General features: G+C 70.9%; 13 protein-coding genes. 4 read left to right on the top strand and 9 right to left on the bottom strand.

Annotation, left to right across the window (positions count from 1 at the left end):
* Positions 1 to 5: 5 nt before the first annotated feature.
* Positions 6 to 1,400 (bottom strand): branched-chain amino acid ABC transporter permease, encoded by a 1,395-nt coding sequence (locus tag EDF47_RS06160; protein WP_243834017.1) that lies wholly within the window; start codon positions 1,398 to 1,400, stop codon positions 6 to 8.
* A 242-nt stretch (positions 1,401 to 1,642) separates the two neighbouring features.
* Here EDF47_RS06160 and guaB point away from each other — a divergent pair, with 242 nt between their 5' ends.
* From guaB to EDF47_RS06145, 3 genes are all read left to right on the top strand, one after another.
* Positions 1,643 to 3,145 (top strand): IMP dehydrogenase, encoded by a 1,503-nt coding sequence (gene guaB, locus EDF47_RS06155; protein ID WP_123293173.1) that lies wholly within the window; start codon positions 1,643 to 1,645, stop codon positions 3,143 to 3,145.
* Positions 3,146 to 3,219: 74 nt separating this feature from the next.
* On the top strand, positions 3,220 to 3,603 hold the full coding sequence (locus tag EDF47_RS06150) for a VOC family protein (protein ID WP_131877630.1): 384 nt from the start codon (positions 3,220 to 3,222) through the stop codon (positions 3,601 to 3,603).
* Between the two features lie 191 nt (positions 3,604 to 3,794).
* Positions 3,795 to 5,126, top strand: a complete 1,332-nt coding sequence (locus EDF47_RS06145; RefSeq protein WP_123936943.1) for an ABC transporter substrate-binding protein — start codon at positions 3,795 to 3,797, stop codon at positions 5,124 to 5,126.
* A 102-nt stretch (positions 5,127 to 5,228) separates the two neighbouring features.
* Here the strand turns inward: EDF47_RS06145 and rarD are convergent, their stop codons facing one another.
* On the bottom strand, positions 5,229 to 6,191 hold the full coding sequence (gene rarD / locus EDF47_RS06140) for an EamA family transporter RarD (RefSeq protein WP_185094108.1): 963 nt from the start codon (positions 6,189 to 6,191) through the stop codon (positions 5,229 to 5,231).
* Positions 6,192 to 6,345: 154 nt separating this feature from the next.
* A complete protein-coding gene (groES, locus tag EDF47_RS06135; RefSeq protein ID WP_110893972.1) occupies positions 6,346 to 6,642 on the bottom strand; it encodes a co-chaperone GroES in 297 nt (98 codons plus the stop codon).
* Between the two features lie 160 nt (positions 6,643 to 6,802).
* On the opposite strand from groES, the gene EDF47_RS06130 reads away from it, so the two are divergent.
* Positions 6,803 to 7,993 (top strand): class I SAM-dependent methyltransferase, encoded by a 1,191-nt coding sequence (locus EDF47_RS06130; protein ID WP_133937322.1) that lies wholly within the window; start codon positions 6,803 to 6,805, stop codon positions 7,991 to 7,993.
* Here the strand turns inward: EDF47_RS06130 and EDF47_RS06125 are convergent.
* The 6 genes from EDF47_RS06125 to EDF47_RS06100 all read right to left on the bottom strand — a co-directional run bounded on the left by EDF47_RS06125 (position 7,986) and on the right by EDF47_RS06100 (position 15,170).
* The gene (locus EDF47_RS06125; RefSeq protein ID WP_133937324.1) at positions 7,986 to 8,777 is read right to left on the bottom strand and encodes a DUF4190 domain-containing protein; all 792 of its coding nucleotides are present in this window, start codon (positions 8,775 to 8,777) and stop codon (positions 7,986 to 7,988) included. The two genes, EDF47_RS06130 and EDF47_RS06125, sit on opposite strands and share 8 nt — an antisense overlap.
* Before the next feature lie 89 nt (positions 8,778 to 8,866).
* The gene (tsaD, locus tag EDF47_RS06120; protein ID WP_131877636.1) at positions 8,867 to 9,922 is read right to left on the bottom strand and encodes a tRNA (adenosine(37)-N6)-threonylcarbamoyltransferase complex transferase subunit TsaD; all 1,056 of its coding nucleotides are present in this window, start codon (positions 9,920 to 9,922) and stop codon (positions 8,867 to 8,869) included.
* Positions 9,909 to 10,469, bottom strand: coding sequence for a ribosomal protein S18-alanine N-acetyltransferase (gene rimI / locus EDF47_RS06115; protein WP_243698005.1), 561 nt, complete (start codon positions 10,467 to 10,469; stop codon positions 9,909 to 9,911). The genes tsaD and rimI overlap by 14 nt, the downstream gene beginning before the upstream one ends.
* Positions 10,466 to 11,101, bottom strand: coding sequence for a tRNA (adenosine(37)-N6)-threonylcarbamoyltransferase complex dimerization subunit type 1 TsaB (gene tsaB / locus EDF47_RS06110; protein WP_131877638.1), 636 nt, complete (start codon positions 11,099 to 11,101; stop codon positions 10,466 to 10,468). Before tsaB ends, rimI begins: the two co-directional genes overlap by 4 nt.
* Positions 11,102 to 11,121: 20 nt before the next feature.
* Positions 11,122 to 13,734 carry a polynucleotide kinase-phosphatase gene (locus EDF47_RS06105; RefSeq protein ID WP_131877640.1) on the bottom strand — a complete coding sequence of 871 codons (2,613 nt, stop codon included), beginning with the start codon at positions 13,732 to 13,734 and terminating at the stop codon, positions 11,122 to 11,124.
* Entirely contained in the window at positions 13,731 to 15,170 is a 1,440-nt protein-coding gene (locus EDF47_RS06100; protein WP_131877642.1) for a 3' terminal RNA ribose 2'-O-methyltransferase Hen1, read from the bottom strand. Before EDF47_RS06100 ends, EDF47_RS06105 begins: the two co-directional genes overlap by 4 nt.
* Positions 15,171 to 15,239 lie beyond the last annotated feature (69 nt).

Here is a 15,239-nt window from a genome sequence, read left to right as displayed (position 1 = left end):
CTCCCTTAGCCGACCCGCTCGGCGCGGCCGAAGATGCCCTGCGGCCGGAACAGCAGGATGAGGATGAGGATGACGAGGGCGGTGGCGTACTTGAAGTCACCGGGGAGCACGAGGTTCGTGAGCTCGACGACGACGCCGATGATCATCGACCCCACCAGCGCGCCGTAGGCCGTCCCGAGACCACCCAGGGTCACCGAGGCGAACATGAGCAGGAGCAGCTGCAGGCCGGTCTGCCAGTTCACGCCGTTCAGCACCAGGCCGAGCATCACGCCGGACAGGCCGGCGAGACCGGCGGCGAGCGTCCACACGAACCGGATGACCCGGTCGACGTCGATGCCGGACGCGGCGGCGAGCGCCGGGTTGTCCGACACCGCGCGGGTGGCCCGGCCGAAGCGGGTCTTCGCCAGGAACAGGCCGGTGGCGATCAGGACGACCAGCGCGATGCCCATCGCCACGTAGGACTGCACCGTGAGCGTGACCCCGGCGAACCGGACGGTCTCGGGGTTGCCCTGCTGGATCCGGACGGTCGCGGCGCCGAAGAAGTACTGGAACGCGTACTGGGCGGCGATCGACAGACCGATCGTCACGATCATGAGCTGCGTGAGGCTGATCCGCTTGCGCCGCAGTGGCCGCCAGATCCCGGCGTCCTGCAGGTACCCGGTCGCCGCGCACAGCAGCGTGACGACGATGCCGGTCACCCAGATGTTCCAGCCGAGCTGGTTCGCGAACACGTAGGCCAGCAGCCCGCCGAGGGTGACCTGCTCGCCGTGCGAGAAGCTCGACAGCCCCGTCGTGCCGTAGATGAGCGAGAGGCCGATCGACGCCAGCGCGATGAGCAGGCCGAGGCGGATCCCCGAGGCGAACTGCTGCCAGGCCCGCTGCGGGCTGACGCTCGACGAGTCCGTCGTGGTGGTGGCGCCCTTCTGGTCGGACAGCTGGAAGATCTGCCCGACGTTGGCGTTCAGGGTCGCCTGGACCTTGCGTTCCGCGTCCGCCGCGTTCGTCAGGTACTGGCCCTTCGGCAGGGTGTCCTGGTCGACGCTCACGGTGTACTCGCCGGCCTCGTCGACGCTGACCGACCAGCGGCCGTCGGCGTTCGTGGTGGCGGTCTCGGCGAAGCCGCCGGGCCCGGCGACGTCGACGTCGACGTCGACGGCCGGTTCCCGCTCGGAGTCGGTGATCGTGCCCTGGATGCACCCGTTCGTCGGGCTGACGGTGCAGGCCTGACTGGTCGCCGGTGCCGACGTGGCACTGAAGGCCGGCAGTGTGACCGCCCAGTCGATCAGGAAGGTCGCCAGGAACGCGGCGACGAGCACGGCCGCCAGGACCGGTCGTCGCCGGGCCTGGCGGAGGCGGAACAGGCGCGGCTGCGCCCGTCCCGGAGGAGTGATGGATCCCACGGAAGAGCCTCTCGTTCGGATGTCGAGTGACGCTATGGGGATTGTGTGACACCCGTGTTTCCAACTCGTTCCCGCTGTGAGTCGTCGCGCAACCGTGACCTGTGTGGAGGAGAGCCGCGATCCGTTCTCCCAGGCGGAACGCGGAATAGCGGGACGGCCCACGCGCGTTACCATGTCCTATCCGGAACCCGCCGTTGCGTTCTCGGTGTCTCGACCACTTCACTCGCCCACGAAGGGGACCCATGGACCAGCCGGATCCGTTCGGATTCATCGGACTCACGTACGACGACGTCATGCTCCTGCCGGGGCACACCGACGTCATCCCGAGCGAGGCGTCCACCGCGTCCCGGCTCACCAGGCGGATCTCCGTCAACGTCCCGCTGCTCTCCGCAGCGATGGACACCGTCACCGAAGCCCGCATGGCCATCGCCATGGCGCGGCAGGGTGGCATCGGGATCCTCCACCGCAACCTCTCCATCGAGGACCAGGCGGCCTACGTCGACAAGGTCAAGCGCTCCGAGTCGGGCATGATCACCAACCCGGTGACCACAACCCCGGACGCCACCGTGGCCGAGGTCGACGCGATCTGCGGACAGTTCCGGGTCTCCGGCCTGCCCGTGGTCGAAGCGGACGGCACCCTCGTCGGCATCATCACCAACCGCGACATGCGGTTCGTGGCGACGTTCGAGCAGTCGACCACCTTCGTGCGCGACGTCATGACCAAGGCGCCGCTGATCACCGCGATGGAGGGCATCGACCCCGAAGAAGCCATCGCGATCTTCGCGCAGCACAAGATCGAGAAGCTCCCGCTGGTGGACGCCGAGGGCAAGCTCCGCGGCCTCATCACCGTCAAGGACTTCGACAAGAGCGAGCAGTACCCGGACGCCACCAAGGACGACGAGGGCCGACTGCGCGTCGGTGCCGCGATCGGCTTCTTCGGCGACGCCTGGCAGCGTGCCGAGGCCCTGCGTGACGCTGGCGTCGACGTGCTCGTGGTCGACACCGCCAACGGCGAGAGCGAAGGCGTGCTCGACATGGTGCGCCGCCTCAAGGCCGACCCGTCCTTCGCGGACATCGACGTCATCGGCGGCAACGTCGCGACGCGTGCCGGTGCGCAGGCGCTCATCGACGCCGGTGTCGACGCCGTCAAGGTGGGCGTCGGACCCGGCTCGATCTGCACCACCCGCGTCGTCGCCGGCGTCGGCGTCCCGCAGGTCACCGCCGTGTACGAGGCGTCCCTGGCTGCGCGCGAGGCCGGCGTGCCGATCATCGCCGACGGTGGCCTGCAGTACTCGGGCGACATCGCCAAGGCCCTGGTGGCCGGTGCCGACACCGTCATGCTCGGTTCGCTGCTGGCCGGCACGGACGAGTCCCCCGGCGACCTGGTCTTCGTGGGCGGCAAGCAGTTCAAGGCGTACCGCGGGATGGGCTCCCTGGGCGCACTGCAGACCCGCGGCAAGAAGACCTCGTACTCGAAGGACCGCTACTTCCAGGCGGACGTCCCCAACGACGACAAGCTGATCCCCGAGGGCATCGAGGGCCAGGTGCCCTACCGCGGCTCGGTCGGCAACGTCGTGTACCAGCTCACCGGTGGACTCCGGCAGTCGATGTTCTACGTCGGCGGCCGCACGATCCCGGAGCTCAAGGCCCGCGGCAAGTTCGTCCGCATCACGGCTGCCGGGCTCAAGGAGTCGCACCCGCACGACGTCCAGATGGTCGTCGAGGCACCGAACTACCGCAGCTGAGCCGACTGCACCCCGAACGCCCCGCTCCCCACCGGAGCGGGGCGTTCGTCGTCTGCCGGCAGTAGTGTCACGGCATGGTCAGCGCCGTCTCCCACACCACGATCGACTGCCGTGACGCCTTCGCTCTGTCGGAGTGGTGGAAGCAGGTCCTCGGCTACGTCGACATCGCCGACGACCCGAACGGCCCCGGGCACGAGGAGTGCATGATCACCGCTCCCGACGGCTCGCACCAGGTGCTGTTCATCCAGGTGCCCGAGGCGAAGTCCGTGAAGAACCGGATCCACTTCGACCTGCGTCCCACCGACCGCACGCGCGATGCCGAGGTGGAGCGGCTGCGGGGGCTCGGTGCGACCGAACTCGCGGACCTCCGACACGACGACGGTGGGTGGGTGGTGTTCGCCGATCCGGAGGGCAACGAGTTCTGCGTGCTGCGTTCCGTGGCTGAACTCGACGGCTGACGCGCGGGCTGCGCGGCTCGCCGATCCCTGATCCTCCGCACAGAAACGATCACGGCTCGGTAACGAAACACTTTTCGTACCGCCCCGTCACACGGGCGAAACACCGGGACCCTACGTTTCTCGACATCCAGTGGAGGCGCCGCGTTCGACCCGAAGCGGCACGGCCTCCGCGCAGAGAAAGGGCTCCACGGATGATCAGAACCACCCGTGCCACCACGGCACTGGCGTTGGCAGGCGCAGCAGCCGTCCTGCTCGCCGCGTGTTCCACCACCAGCAGCGGCGACTCCCCTTCCAGCTCGGCGTCGAGCGATGCGAAGAAGGACCCCGCCGCCAGTTGCAAGGCCCCCGACACCCCCAGCACCGACGCACTGAAGATCGGCACGATCCTGCCGCTCACCGGTTCGCTGGCGTACCTGAACCCGCCCGCCGAGTCCGGTGTCGGCCTCGCGGTCAAGGACATCAACGCCGCGGGCGGCGTCCTCGACAAGGACGTCACCATCGACCCGGCGACGGACTCGGGCGACAGCAACGACATGACCGTGTCGAGCTCGGCTGCGACGAAGCTCGTGAACGCGAAGGTCCCGGTCGCGATCGGCGCCGAGTCGTCGTCGGTCACGCTCAACGTCATCGACCAGCTCACCAGCAACTGCATCGTCGAGATCTCGCCCGCGAACACCGCGAGCGACCTGTCCGGCTACTCGTCGTACTACTACCGGACCGCTCCGCCGGACTCGGTGCAGGGTTCGGCGCTCGGTCAGCTCGTGACCGGTGACGGCAACGCCAAGGTCGCGTTCCTCGTCTTCAACGACACCTACGGCACGGGCCTCCGCAACTCGGTGCAGTCCGCGGTCGAGGCCTCGGGTGGCCAGGTCGTCTACGGCGGCAAGGGCGAGGGCCAGGAGTTCCCGCCCGGTCAGACCACGTTCTCGTCCGAGGTGACGGCCGCACTCGCAGCCAAGCCGGACGCGATCGTCGTCCTGGCCTTCGACGAGACGAAGTCGATCATCCCGGAGCTCGTCTCGCAGGGGAACACGGCGAAGATCTACATGTCCGACGGCAACACGGCCGACTACTCGAAGGACTTCGACAAGGGCACCCTGACCGGCGCCCAGGGCACCATCCCCGGTGCCTCGCCGAAGGACGACTTCAAGAAGCAGCTGTCCGCCTTCTACAAGGACTCGTCGAACAAGACGCTCGCCGACTACTCGTACGCGGCGGAGTCCTACGACGCCACCGTCCTCGCCGCGCTCGCTGCGGTGAAGGGCAAGGGCACCGACTCGGGCACGATCCAGGCCAACATGGCCGCGGTCTCCGGAGCGGACGGCGGCACCGAGTGCGCCACGTTCAAGGAATGCGTCGCGCTCCTCGACGACGGCAAGGACATCCACTACACCGGCCCGTCCGGCATCGGTCCGTTCGACGACAACAACGACCCGTCGAGCGCCTACATCGGCATCTACAAGTTCGACGGCGACAACAAGCCCGTCTACCAGAGCGCCATCCAGGGCGCGGTCAAGAAGTAACCAGCACCACCTCACGAAAGCGACAGTTCCCTGCGGATCATCCGCAGGGAACTGTCGCTTTCGCGTGTGGGACGGGCGGACGGGAGGCCCGGGGTGCGTCCGTCAGGCGGGCTCGGCCGGAGCAGGTGCGAGCGCTCGGCGACGGGACGCCCGCGCGGCGACGAACGAGTCCGCCGTCAGCACCACGAGCGCCAACCACACGATGCCGAAGCCGAACCAGCGCGCGGGCGGCATCGCTTCATGCTGCACCACGACACCGACGAGCAACTGCATCACGGGCGCGAGGTACTGCGTCAGCCCGAGGGTCGACAGGCTCACCCGCCGCGCCGACGAGGCGAACAGCAGGAGCGGGACCGCCGTCGCCGGACCCGTGAGCACCGTCACGAGGACGTGCACCCAGCCCTCGCTCGTGAACGTCACGCCGCCGCCGAGCCCCGTCGCGCCGAGCACGACCAGCGCCACGACCGCGATCGGCAGCAGCCACACGGTCTCGATCGTCAGACCACTCAGCGCGTCGACCGTGCCGCCGACCCGCTTCTTCACCAGGCCGTACAGGCCGAACGAGCACGCCAGCACGAGCGAGATCCACGGCACCTGCCCGTAGCCGACGGCGATCACGACGACCGCCACGACGCTGATGCCGACCGCGGCCCACTGCGCCGGCCGCAGGCGTTCGCGGAGCACGACGACGCCGAGCGCGATCGTCACGAGCGGGTTGATGAAGTACCCGAGGGCGGCCTCGACCGTGTGGCCGGTCGTGGTCGCCAGGACGTACACGGTCCAGTTCACCAGGATGAGGACCGCGGCGAGCCCCATCACGGCCATCACCCGGCGCTGCGCCATCAGGGTGCGGGTCCGGAGCCACGAGCGGGTGACGGCGATCGCGACCGCGCAGAACACCAGCCCGAAGACGATCCGCCAGGCGACGATCTCGAACGCGCCGGCCGGGGCCATCGCCGCGAAGAGCAGGGGCATGAGGCCCCAGAGCCCGTACGCGATGATCGCCTGCACCACGCCGACGGATGCCTCGCTGCGGACGGGTCGCGCGGGACTCGGTTCACTCACGGAACCATCCTAGGAACGGCCACCGACGGGCCGGGCGTGCCACGGGCCTCCCGGTCGGAGCACGTGCACGCGACGGACCCGCCGGAAGCCCGCAGACGCACGAACGCCCCGCCGGCCGACAGGCCGAACGGGGCGTTCGCGTGGAGTACTGGACTCAGTTGACGACGACCGCGAGGACGTCGCGGGCCGACAGGACCAGCAGGTCCTCGCCCGAGTACTTGACCTCGGTTCCGCCGTACTTGGAGTAGATGACCTTGTCACCCACGGCGACGTCCAGCGGGACGCGGTTGCCGTTGTCGTCGATGCGACCGGGGCCCACGGCGACGACCTCGCCCTCCTGGGGCTTCTCCTTCGCGGTGTCGGGGATGACCAGACCGGATGCAGTGGTCTGCTCCGCCTCGACCTGGCGGATGACGATGCGATCCTCGAGCGGCTTGATGCTGACGGCCACGGTGACCTCTTCTTTCTCGGTACGGACTCGGTACAGATGAAAACCGGGTTGGCACTACGCACAGGAGAGTGCCAACGCCAACTCTAGGGGGACACTGGCACTCGGTCAATCCGAGTGCCAGCACATCAGGGGAACATCCAGCACCTGGGAGGATCGGGACATGGAAGCCGCCGAACTCGCCGCACTGCTGACCCCCGACGGGATGGCCCTGCTCGACCGTACCCCCGGCGTCTCGGACGGCGGCGAGATCGTCCGGGTGGTGTCGCGGCTCCGTGCCGAGGGGCACGACCCGCAGCTCGTCGCGGCGGTCCTGACCCAGGCAAAGCTCCGGCAGAAGGCCCGTGGCAAGTTCGGCGACTTCGCCGGACGCATGCTCTTCACCGAGGCCGGACTCGAGCAGGCCACCCGCCTGCAGGTCGCCGCGCAGCACGCCGGGCGCTTCGCCGCAGCCGGGCTGACCCGGGTCGCCGACCTCGGGTGCGGGATCGGCGGCGACGCGATGGCGATGGCGGCCCTCGACCTCGACGTCACGGCGGTCGACCGTGACGAGGTCACCGCGGCGGTCGCCACGCACAACCTCGCGGTGTGGCCGAACGCCCGGGTCGAACTCGGCGACGCGGCCTCGTTCGACGCCTCCCGCGTCGACGGCATCTGGATGGACCCCGCACGTCGGACCTCCGGCCACTCGGACACCCGTCGCCTGGCCGCCCCGGACGACTGGTCACCCTCGTTGGACACCGTGTTCGCCACCGCGACGACGACGCCGACCGGCGTGAAGCTCGGGCCGGGCATCGACCGCGACCTGATCCCGGACACCGCCGAGGCGCAGTGGACGTCCGTCGACCGCGAGGTCGTCGAGCTCGCGCTGTGGTTCGGGCCCCTCGCCCGACCGGGCATCCGCCGAGCGGCGACCGTCATCGGTGCACACGGCATCGCCGAGATGACCGGCCCGGCAGACTCCGAGGACGCCGAGGTGGGGCCGCTCGGGGCCTACCTGTACGAGCCGGACGGCGCCGTCATCCGCGCACGGCTCATCGGCGACCTCGCCCGCACCCTGGACGGCCACATGCTCTCCGACGGGATCGCGTACGTCACCTCGGACCGTGCCGCGTCGACGGCCTTCGCCCAGGGCTTCCGGGTGCTCGACACCATGCCGCTCGACGTCAAGCGACTGGCAGCGCGGCTCGCCGCCGACGGCATCGGCACCGTCGAGATCAAGAAGCGCGGCGTCGACGTCGACCCGGCGCAGTTCCGCAAGCGCCTGCGGCTACGCGGGACCGGTCGTGTGACCCTCGTGCTCACCCGGCTGGAGGGCCGGCACACCGCGATCCTGTGCGAGCGGCTCAGCTGAGGAACGCGCCGGTTCCCGAGTCGTAGCCGTAGTCGGAGTACGAGCTCTGGCCGATCACGCCGAGGAAGATGATGAAGGCGATCCAGATCAGCCAGATGCCGGTCATCACCCAGCCGGCGATGATGCCGGTCAGGGCGAGCGCTCGGCCGGCCTCACCGTTCTGCTTGATCTTGCCGAGCGCGACGTGGCCGAGGATCGCGCCGGCGGGGCCGAGCAGGATCGCGATGAACCACATCGGGACGGCGGCGAGACCGAACACGATCGACAGGATCGCCAGGGTGTTCGTCTTCGGGCGCTGCGCGTAGGGCTGGTAGCCCGTCGCACCGTAGGCACCCGCGGGCGCGTACGGCTGCTGCTGCGGCTGCTGCTGCTGCGGCTGCGCGTAGGGGTTCTGACCGCCCTGCTGCTGCGCGTACGGGTTCTGCTGGCCGTACGGGTTCTGGGCGGCGCCGTACGGGTCCTGCGGCGCCTGCGGTGCCGAGTACGGGTTCTGCTGCTGCGGCTGCTGCGGAGCCGCGTACGGGTTCGCCGGCTGCGGCTGGCCGTACGGGTTGGACTGCTGCGGCTGACCGTACGGGTTCGGCTGCTGCGGTGCCGCGTACGGGCTCGACGGCTGCTGCTGCCCGTACGGGTTGGACTGCTGCGGCTGCTCGGGAGCCGACGGGGCCTGGGGTGCGTCGGGGGCCTGCGGTGCATCCGGAGCGGGCGTCCCCTCGGGCTGCCCGCCGGTCGTGCCGCCCGGCGTCGTCTCGCCCGGCTTCGGCCACTCGTTCTGATCGGACACCGTCAACCCCTCTCGGCGCCCGGTCTCTCCGACGCCACGTGAATCCTCCCACAGGCACCCGAGGGCCGACCGGTCGGAGCCCGGACGGTTCAGACCTGGACGGTCGTCACCGGCAACGTCGAGTCGGCCGCGATCCCGAGGTCGCTCGGCGCGTGCCCCTCGGCGACCAGGCGTGCGCCGACGGCAGCGATCATGGCGCCGTTGTCCGTGCACAGGTCGAACGGCGGGATCCGCAGCTGCACCCCCGCAGCGGCGCACCGCTCCTCGGCGACCTGCCGTAGCCGAGCGTTCGCGACCACACCGCCACCGAGCAGGAGCCGGTCCACGCCGGTGTCGCGGCACGCGTTCAAGGCCTTGGTCAGCAGGACGTCGACGACGGCTTCTCGGAAGCTCGCCGCGACGTCGGCCACGGGCACCTCGCGCCCTTCGTCGCGGCAGCGCTCGACCCAGCGGGCGACGGCGGTCTTCAGCCCGGAGAACGAGAAGTCGTACCGGTGCGCGGCCAGGTCCTTCGGCAGCGTCAGGCCGCGGGGGAACCGGATGGCCTTCGGGTCGCCGTCCGCTGCAGCGCGGTCGATCTGCGGCCCGCCGGGGTACGGCAGGCCGAGCAGCCGTGCAACCTTGTCGAACGCTTCACCCGCGGCGTCGTCGATGGTCTCGCCGAGCAGTTCGACGTCGCCGACCAGGTCCTTCACGAGCAGCAGCGAGGTGTGCCCGCCGGACACCAGCAGGGCGATCGTCGGCAGCTCGATGTCACTGCCGTCCGTGCGCAGGACGTCGGCACCGACATGCCCGACCAGGTGGTTCACGCCGTACAGGGGCTTGCCGGTGGCGACGGCGAGCGCCTTCGCGGCACCGACCCCGACCATGAGCGCGCCCGCCAGCCCCGGCCCGGCGGTGACCGCGAAGGCGTCGAGTTCGTCGAGGGTGACCCCGGCCCGCTCGAGGGCCTCGTGCAGCGTCGGGGTCATCGCCTCGAGGTGGGCCCGCGCGGCGACCTCGGGCACGACGCCGCCGTACCGGGCGTGCTCGTCCATGCTCGACGCGATGACGTTCGCGAGCAGGGTGCTCCCCCGCACGATGCCCACGCCCGTCTCGTCGCAGCTCGTCTCGATGCCGAGCACCAGTGGTTCAGCCACGCTCATCGAGCGCCTCCTGTCCGATCGGGCCGACGGTCGACGTCGTCGTCGGCGTCGTCGCCGCGTCTGCTGCGACCGGCAGCTCCGCCCGCATCACCCACGCGTCGACGCCGTCCGGCTGGTAGTACCGCGGCCGGGTCGCGATGTGCTCGAACCCGAACGCCGTGTACATCGACTGCGCGACGGGGTTGTCGGCGCGGACCTCGAGGAACACCTCGCGCACACCGCGGCGACGGGCCTCGTCGAGGAGGTCCGTGAAGAGCACCCGCCCGAGTCCCTTGCCGCGCTGCTCGGCTGCGACCGCGATGGTCTGCACGTCGGCGACCGGGTTGCCCGCCAACGAGGACAGTCCGGCGTACCCGACGACCGACGGCGCGGCCGAGTCGTCGACGGTCTCGATCACGACGTAGTACCCGTGCGGCGAGTACAGCTCGCCCGACATCTGCGACGCCGACCAGGCGTCCGTCGGGAACGAGACGTGCTCGAGCCACATGATGTCGTCGAGGTCCTGCGGGTGCGCCCGCCGCAGGCGGAGCCCGTCCGGCACCGTCACTGCTTCACCCGCTTCGGCGCACCCGGCACCGTGACGTCGGGTTCCCGCAGGTAGAGGGGGGTGTCCTGGTCGAACCCCGCGCCGGACCGCAGGCGGTCCGCGGCGAGTGATCCGAGCCTCCAGGCAGGGATGGACAGGGCAGTCACGCGGTCCCAGCCCACCGCTTCGGGCCGGGAGGCACGGATCGCCTCGTCGAGATCGGCGGGCCTGGCGAGACCCGGACCCGCAACGCGCGTGCCGGTCTGGTCGTACGCGCTCCAGTAGACCTCGCGCCGGCGGGCGTCCGTCAGGACGACGAACGGTCCGTCTCGTCGCCCGTCGCGCTCGTCGGCCGCGACCGCGTCGTGGCTGACGAGTGGCAGGACGGGGACGCCGACCGCGGCGGCGAAGGTGCGTGCGGCGACGATGCCGACGCGCAGACCGGTGAACGGGCCGGGGCCCATGCCGGCGACCACGCCCGTGACGTCCGCGCCGGTGATGCCGGCCTCGGCGAGCACCTCGGCCAGGAACGGGCCGATCACCTCGGCGTGCCGGCGGCTGTCCTCGGTGTCGCGGGTGGCGAGGGGCGTGCCGGTGGCCGGGTCGACGACGGCCACGGACGTTCCGGCGGAGGTGTCGATGGCGAGGAGCACCCGTCCATCGTAGGCGCGCGTCACAGGCGCGGGTCGACGGCCTCGGACTCCATCGCCAGGACCCCGAACACCGACTGGTGCACCCGCCACAGCGGCTCGCCGGCCACGAAGCGTTCCAGGGACTCCAGCCCCAGGGCGTACTCGCGCAGCGCCATCGACCGCTTGTGCCGCAGGTCGCGGTCGCGCAGCCGAGCGAGGTTCTCGGCTTCGCTGTACTCCGGCCCGTAGATGATCCGCAGGTACTCGCGGCCGCGGACCTTCACCCCGGGTTGGACGAGTCCCTTCGGCCCGCGGACCAGGTTCGCCTCGGGCTTGACGACCGCGCCCTCGCCGCCGGCCTCCGTGATCGCCTGCCACCAGTCAGTCGCGGCGGCGCGGCTGGCATCGTCGGTGACGTCGACGAGGGCCGAGCGGGTGGCCCGGACCACGTCGGGAGCCGCCGCCGCCAACCGCTCGGACACGTCGAGGTGCCAGCCGTGCGGTCGGTCGGCGAACGTCCGCCCCTCGGCGGCGAGGACTTGGAACGGCGCGAACCGGACTTCGTCGATGCCGGTCGACGGCGTCGCGTACCGCCGGTAGGACGCCGTGTAGGCGTCCGCAGCGGCCGCACGTCGGCGGGTCCGGTCGAGCAGGTCGGCGACGTCGACACCGGCGTCCCGTGCGGACTCGAGCGCGGCGACGGCGGTCGGGAACGCGCCAGCGGCTGCGGCACCGACCTCGGCGTACCAATCGCGGATCATCCCCTCGGCCTTCACCGCCCACGGCAGCACCTCGCCGTCGAGCAGCACCCAGTCCGAGTCGAGTTCCGCCCACAGTCCGGCCCGCTCGAACGCCTCGGACAACCGTCCGGCGAACGTCGTGGTCGTCGCCGCGTCGAAGAACGACCGGCCGGTGCGGGTGTACGCGACACCGTTCCAGCCGACGGGAGCGTCGAAGCGCGACGGGTCTCTGGCGAGCAGCACGGTGGCCCGTGAGCCCATGTGCTTCTCCTCCATCCGCACCGACTGCACGCCCTGGTCGCGGAAGTACGTGAACGCCTCGGCGGGGTGCTCCAGGTGGTCAGGGAGCGCGGACGTCGCAACGGGACTCATCGTCGGCGGCAGGTACGGCAGCCAGCGTGGGTCGATGGCGAACCGGCTCATCACCTCGAGGGCGCCGGCGGCGTGCTCCGCACGGATGCCGACCCGCCCGTGGTGCCGGGTCTCGACGATCTGCCGGCCGGTCACGTCCTCGATCGGGAGCACGCCGGGGACGCGACGTGGTGACGGGGCCGCACCGGGCCTCCCGTCCGTCGCGCTCGTCGTCGGACCGGACTCGGTCGGGCCACGCAACGGCTCGAGCGGCTTGGCCGCCTCGTAGTGGACGCGTTCCGCGTCCACCTGCACGAGCTCGCGCTCCGGGTACCGGAGCGCCGAGAGCTTCCCGCCGAACACGCAGCCGGTGTCGAGGCACATCGTGCCGTTGATCCACTCGGCGTCCACCGTCGGGGTGTGCCCGTAGAGCACCATCGCCGAACCCCGGTACGAATCCGCCCACGGCAGCCGCACGGGCAACCCGTACTCGTCGCTCTCACCGGTCGTGTCGCCGTACAGCGCGAACGAGCGCACCCGACCGGACGCCCGGCCCTGGTACTGCTCCAGCATGCCGGCGTGCGCGACCACGAGCGCGCCGTCGTCGAGCACGAGGTGCCCGACGAGTCCGCGGCAGAACTCCCGGACCTCGGCGCGGAAGTCCTCGGACTCGGCCGCGAGCTGCGCGAGCGTCTCGGCGAGACCGTGCGAGGTCTGGACCTTGCGGCCGTCGAGCGCGCGGACGAGCTTGTCCTCGTGGTTGCCCGGCACCGCGAGCGCGTGCCCGTTCCGCACCATGCCCATCACCAGCCGGAGGGCGCCGGGGCTGTCCGGTCCACGGTCGACGAGGTCGCCGAGGAACAGCGCCCGTCGGCCATCCGGGTGCACGGCGTCGACGGGGCGGCCCGCCTCGTCACGGAGCAGCGTCCAGCCGAGCCGACCGAGCAACGCCTCGAGCTCCGACCGGCAGCCGTGCACGTCGCCGATGACGTCGAAGGGGCCGTGCTCGTCGCGCCGGTCGTTGAGCAGCGGCTGCCGGACGATCGTCGCCGCCGCGATCGCGTCCTCGCCACGGAGCACGTGCACCCGGCGGAACCCCTCCTTGTTCAGGCCCTTCAGCCCGCGTCGGAGCTGCCCCTGCTGGCGGCGCACCACATCGGCGCCGAAGTCACGATCGGTCCTGGCGGCGTTCCGCGCGACGCACACCGACTCCGGGACGTCGAGGACGATCGCGACCGGCAGGACGTCGTGGTCGCGGGCGAGCCGGACGAAGTCGCGGCGGGCCTCCGGTTGGACGTTCGTCGCGTCGACCACGGTGAGCAGGCCGTCGCGGAGACGCTGCGCGGCGACGTGCTTGAGGGCCGCGAACGCCGCCGGGGTCGCCGCCTGGTCGTTCTCGTCGTTCGAGACGAGGCCGCGGAACACGTCGCTCGACAGGGTCTCGTACCGGCCGAAGTGCTGCGCGGCGAACGTGGACTTGCCGGAACCGCTCGTGCCGACGAGGAGCACCAGGGACATCTCCGGGATCGTCAGGGCGCGTTCGCGGTCGTCGTGGGCGTTCATGCGCGGGTCTCCGAGCCGTCGAGGCGGCGGAACAGGGCGAGCTGGGTGGGTGGGCCGACCTCGAGGTCGTCGTCGCCGATCGGGCGGAACTCGACCGTGTAGCCGTGCCGGTCGCCGACCGCCGTGGCCCACGACCGGAACTCCGCACGCGTCCACTCGAACCGGTGGTCGGGGTGCCGGAAGCGTCCGGCGGCGAGGCGTTCGAACCGGACGTTGTGTTCAGCGTTCGGCGTCGTGATGACTGCGGCGCGGGGTCGGGCGGCTGCGAAGACCGAGGTCTCGAGCGCCGGCAGCCGTTCGGGATCGACGTGCTCGACGACCTCCATCAGGACGATCGCGTCCAACCCCGCCAGGCGGTCGTCCGAGTAGGTCACCGACGACTGCAGCAGGCGGACCCTGGCACGCTGCGCGTCACCGGCCTCGTCGAGGTGCAGCCGTCGCTCGGCGCGTTCGAGCTCGCGCGGGGCGACGTCGGTGCCGATGATCGTGGTGAACGTGCGGTCGGCAACGAGGTGCCGGAGCAACGCACCTTCGCCGCAGCCGACGTCCGCGACCGTCCGGGCACCGGTGTCGGCGAGGGCCGTGAGCACGGCTTCGGCGCGGCGGCGGTACAGCGGGGTCTCGGTCTCGGTCTCGGTCTTCGTCGCGGTCGTCGTCTCGGTCTCGGCGACCGGCCCGGTCGTCGCGTCCTCCTCGGACCCGGTCAACCGGGTGGTCGCATCGGCCACCAGGGAACGCTGGTGCGCGAGGCACCGGGTGGTGATGAGGTCCCGCAGCGGGTGCTCGGCGAGCCAGCCCTCGCCGCGGCGCAGGAGCTTGCCAACCTCGTCGTCACCCACCCAGTAGTGCTTCGCGTCATCGAGGACCGGCAGCAGGACGGTGAGCTGCCGGAGGGCGTCGGACAGGCGGACGCTCCCCCGCAACCGCAGCCCCACGGTCGCCGCGTCACCCCACTCCGGACGGGTCTCGTCGAGCGGACGCCGGACCTCGTCGACGTCCCATCCCAGGGGCGCGAAGAGCCGGGTCGCGAGCCCGACACCATGCTCGTCGACCTCGCTCGGCACGCTCGTCAGCGTGATGTCGAGCTCCATCGATGCAGCGGCCCGCTCCGGGCGGGACTCGCTCGAGCCGGCCATCGCGCTGCGGAACACCTGCCCGATCGCCAGGGCCAGCATGGACGTCGACACGTACGGTCGGTCGTTGACGTAGCGGGACAGCGCCTGGGTGTCGGCACCGTAGCGCTTGCTCCGGGCAAGGGCGATCGAGTCGACCTCGAGCAGCAGCGCCACGGTGCACACCGCAGGCTTGTCCGCGGGGTAGAACACGTGCGCCGTCCCGACGCTCAAGTCGAAGGCCTGCGCTCGGCCGGGGTGCTTGTGCAGCAGGTGGGAGAAGTCCGGGGCAGCCTCGCCCCGGGTCGAGAGCGTCACGAGCACGCGGTCCTCCGTCGGTCGTCCTCCGGCGATCTCGCCAGCCGGTGGTGGACCGGAGGACGAGCTTACGAG

The sequence above is a fragment of the Curtobacterium sp. PhB190 genome (assembly GCF_004365385.1).
Taxonomy (GTDB): domain Bacteria; phylum Actinomycetota; class Actinomycetes; order Actinomycetales; family Microbacteriaceae; genus Curtobacterium.
This window is presented reverse-complemented; position numbering and strand designations above follow the sequence as displayed.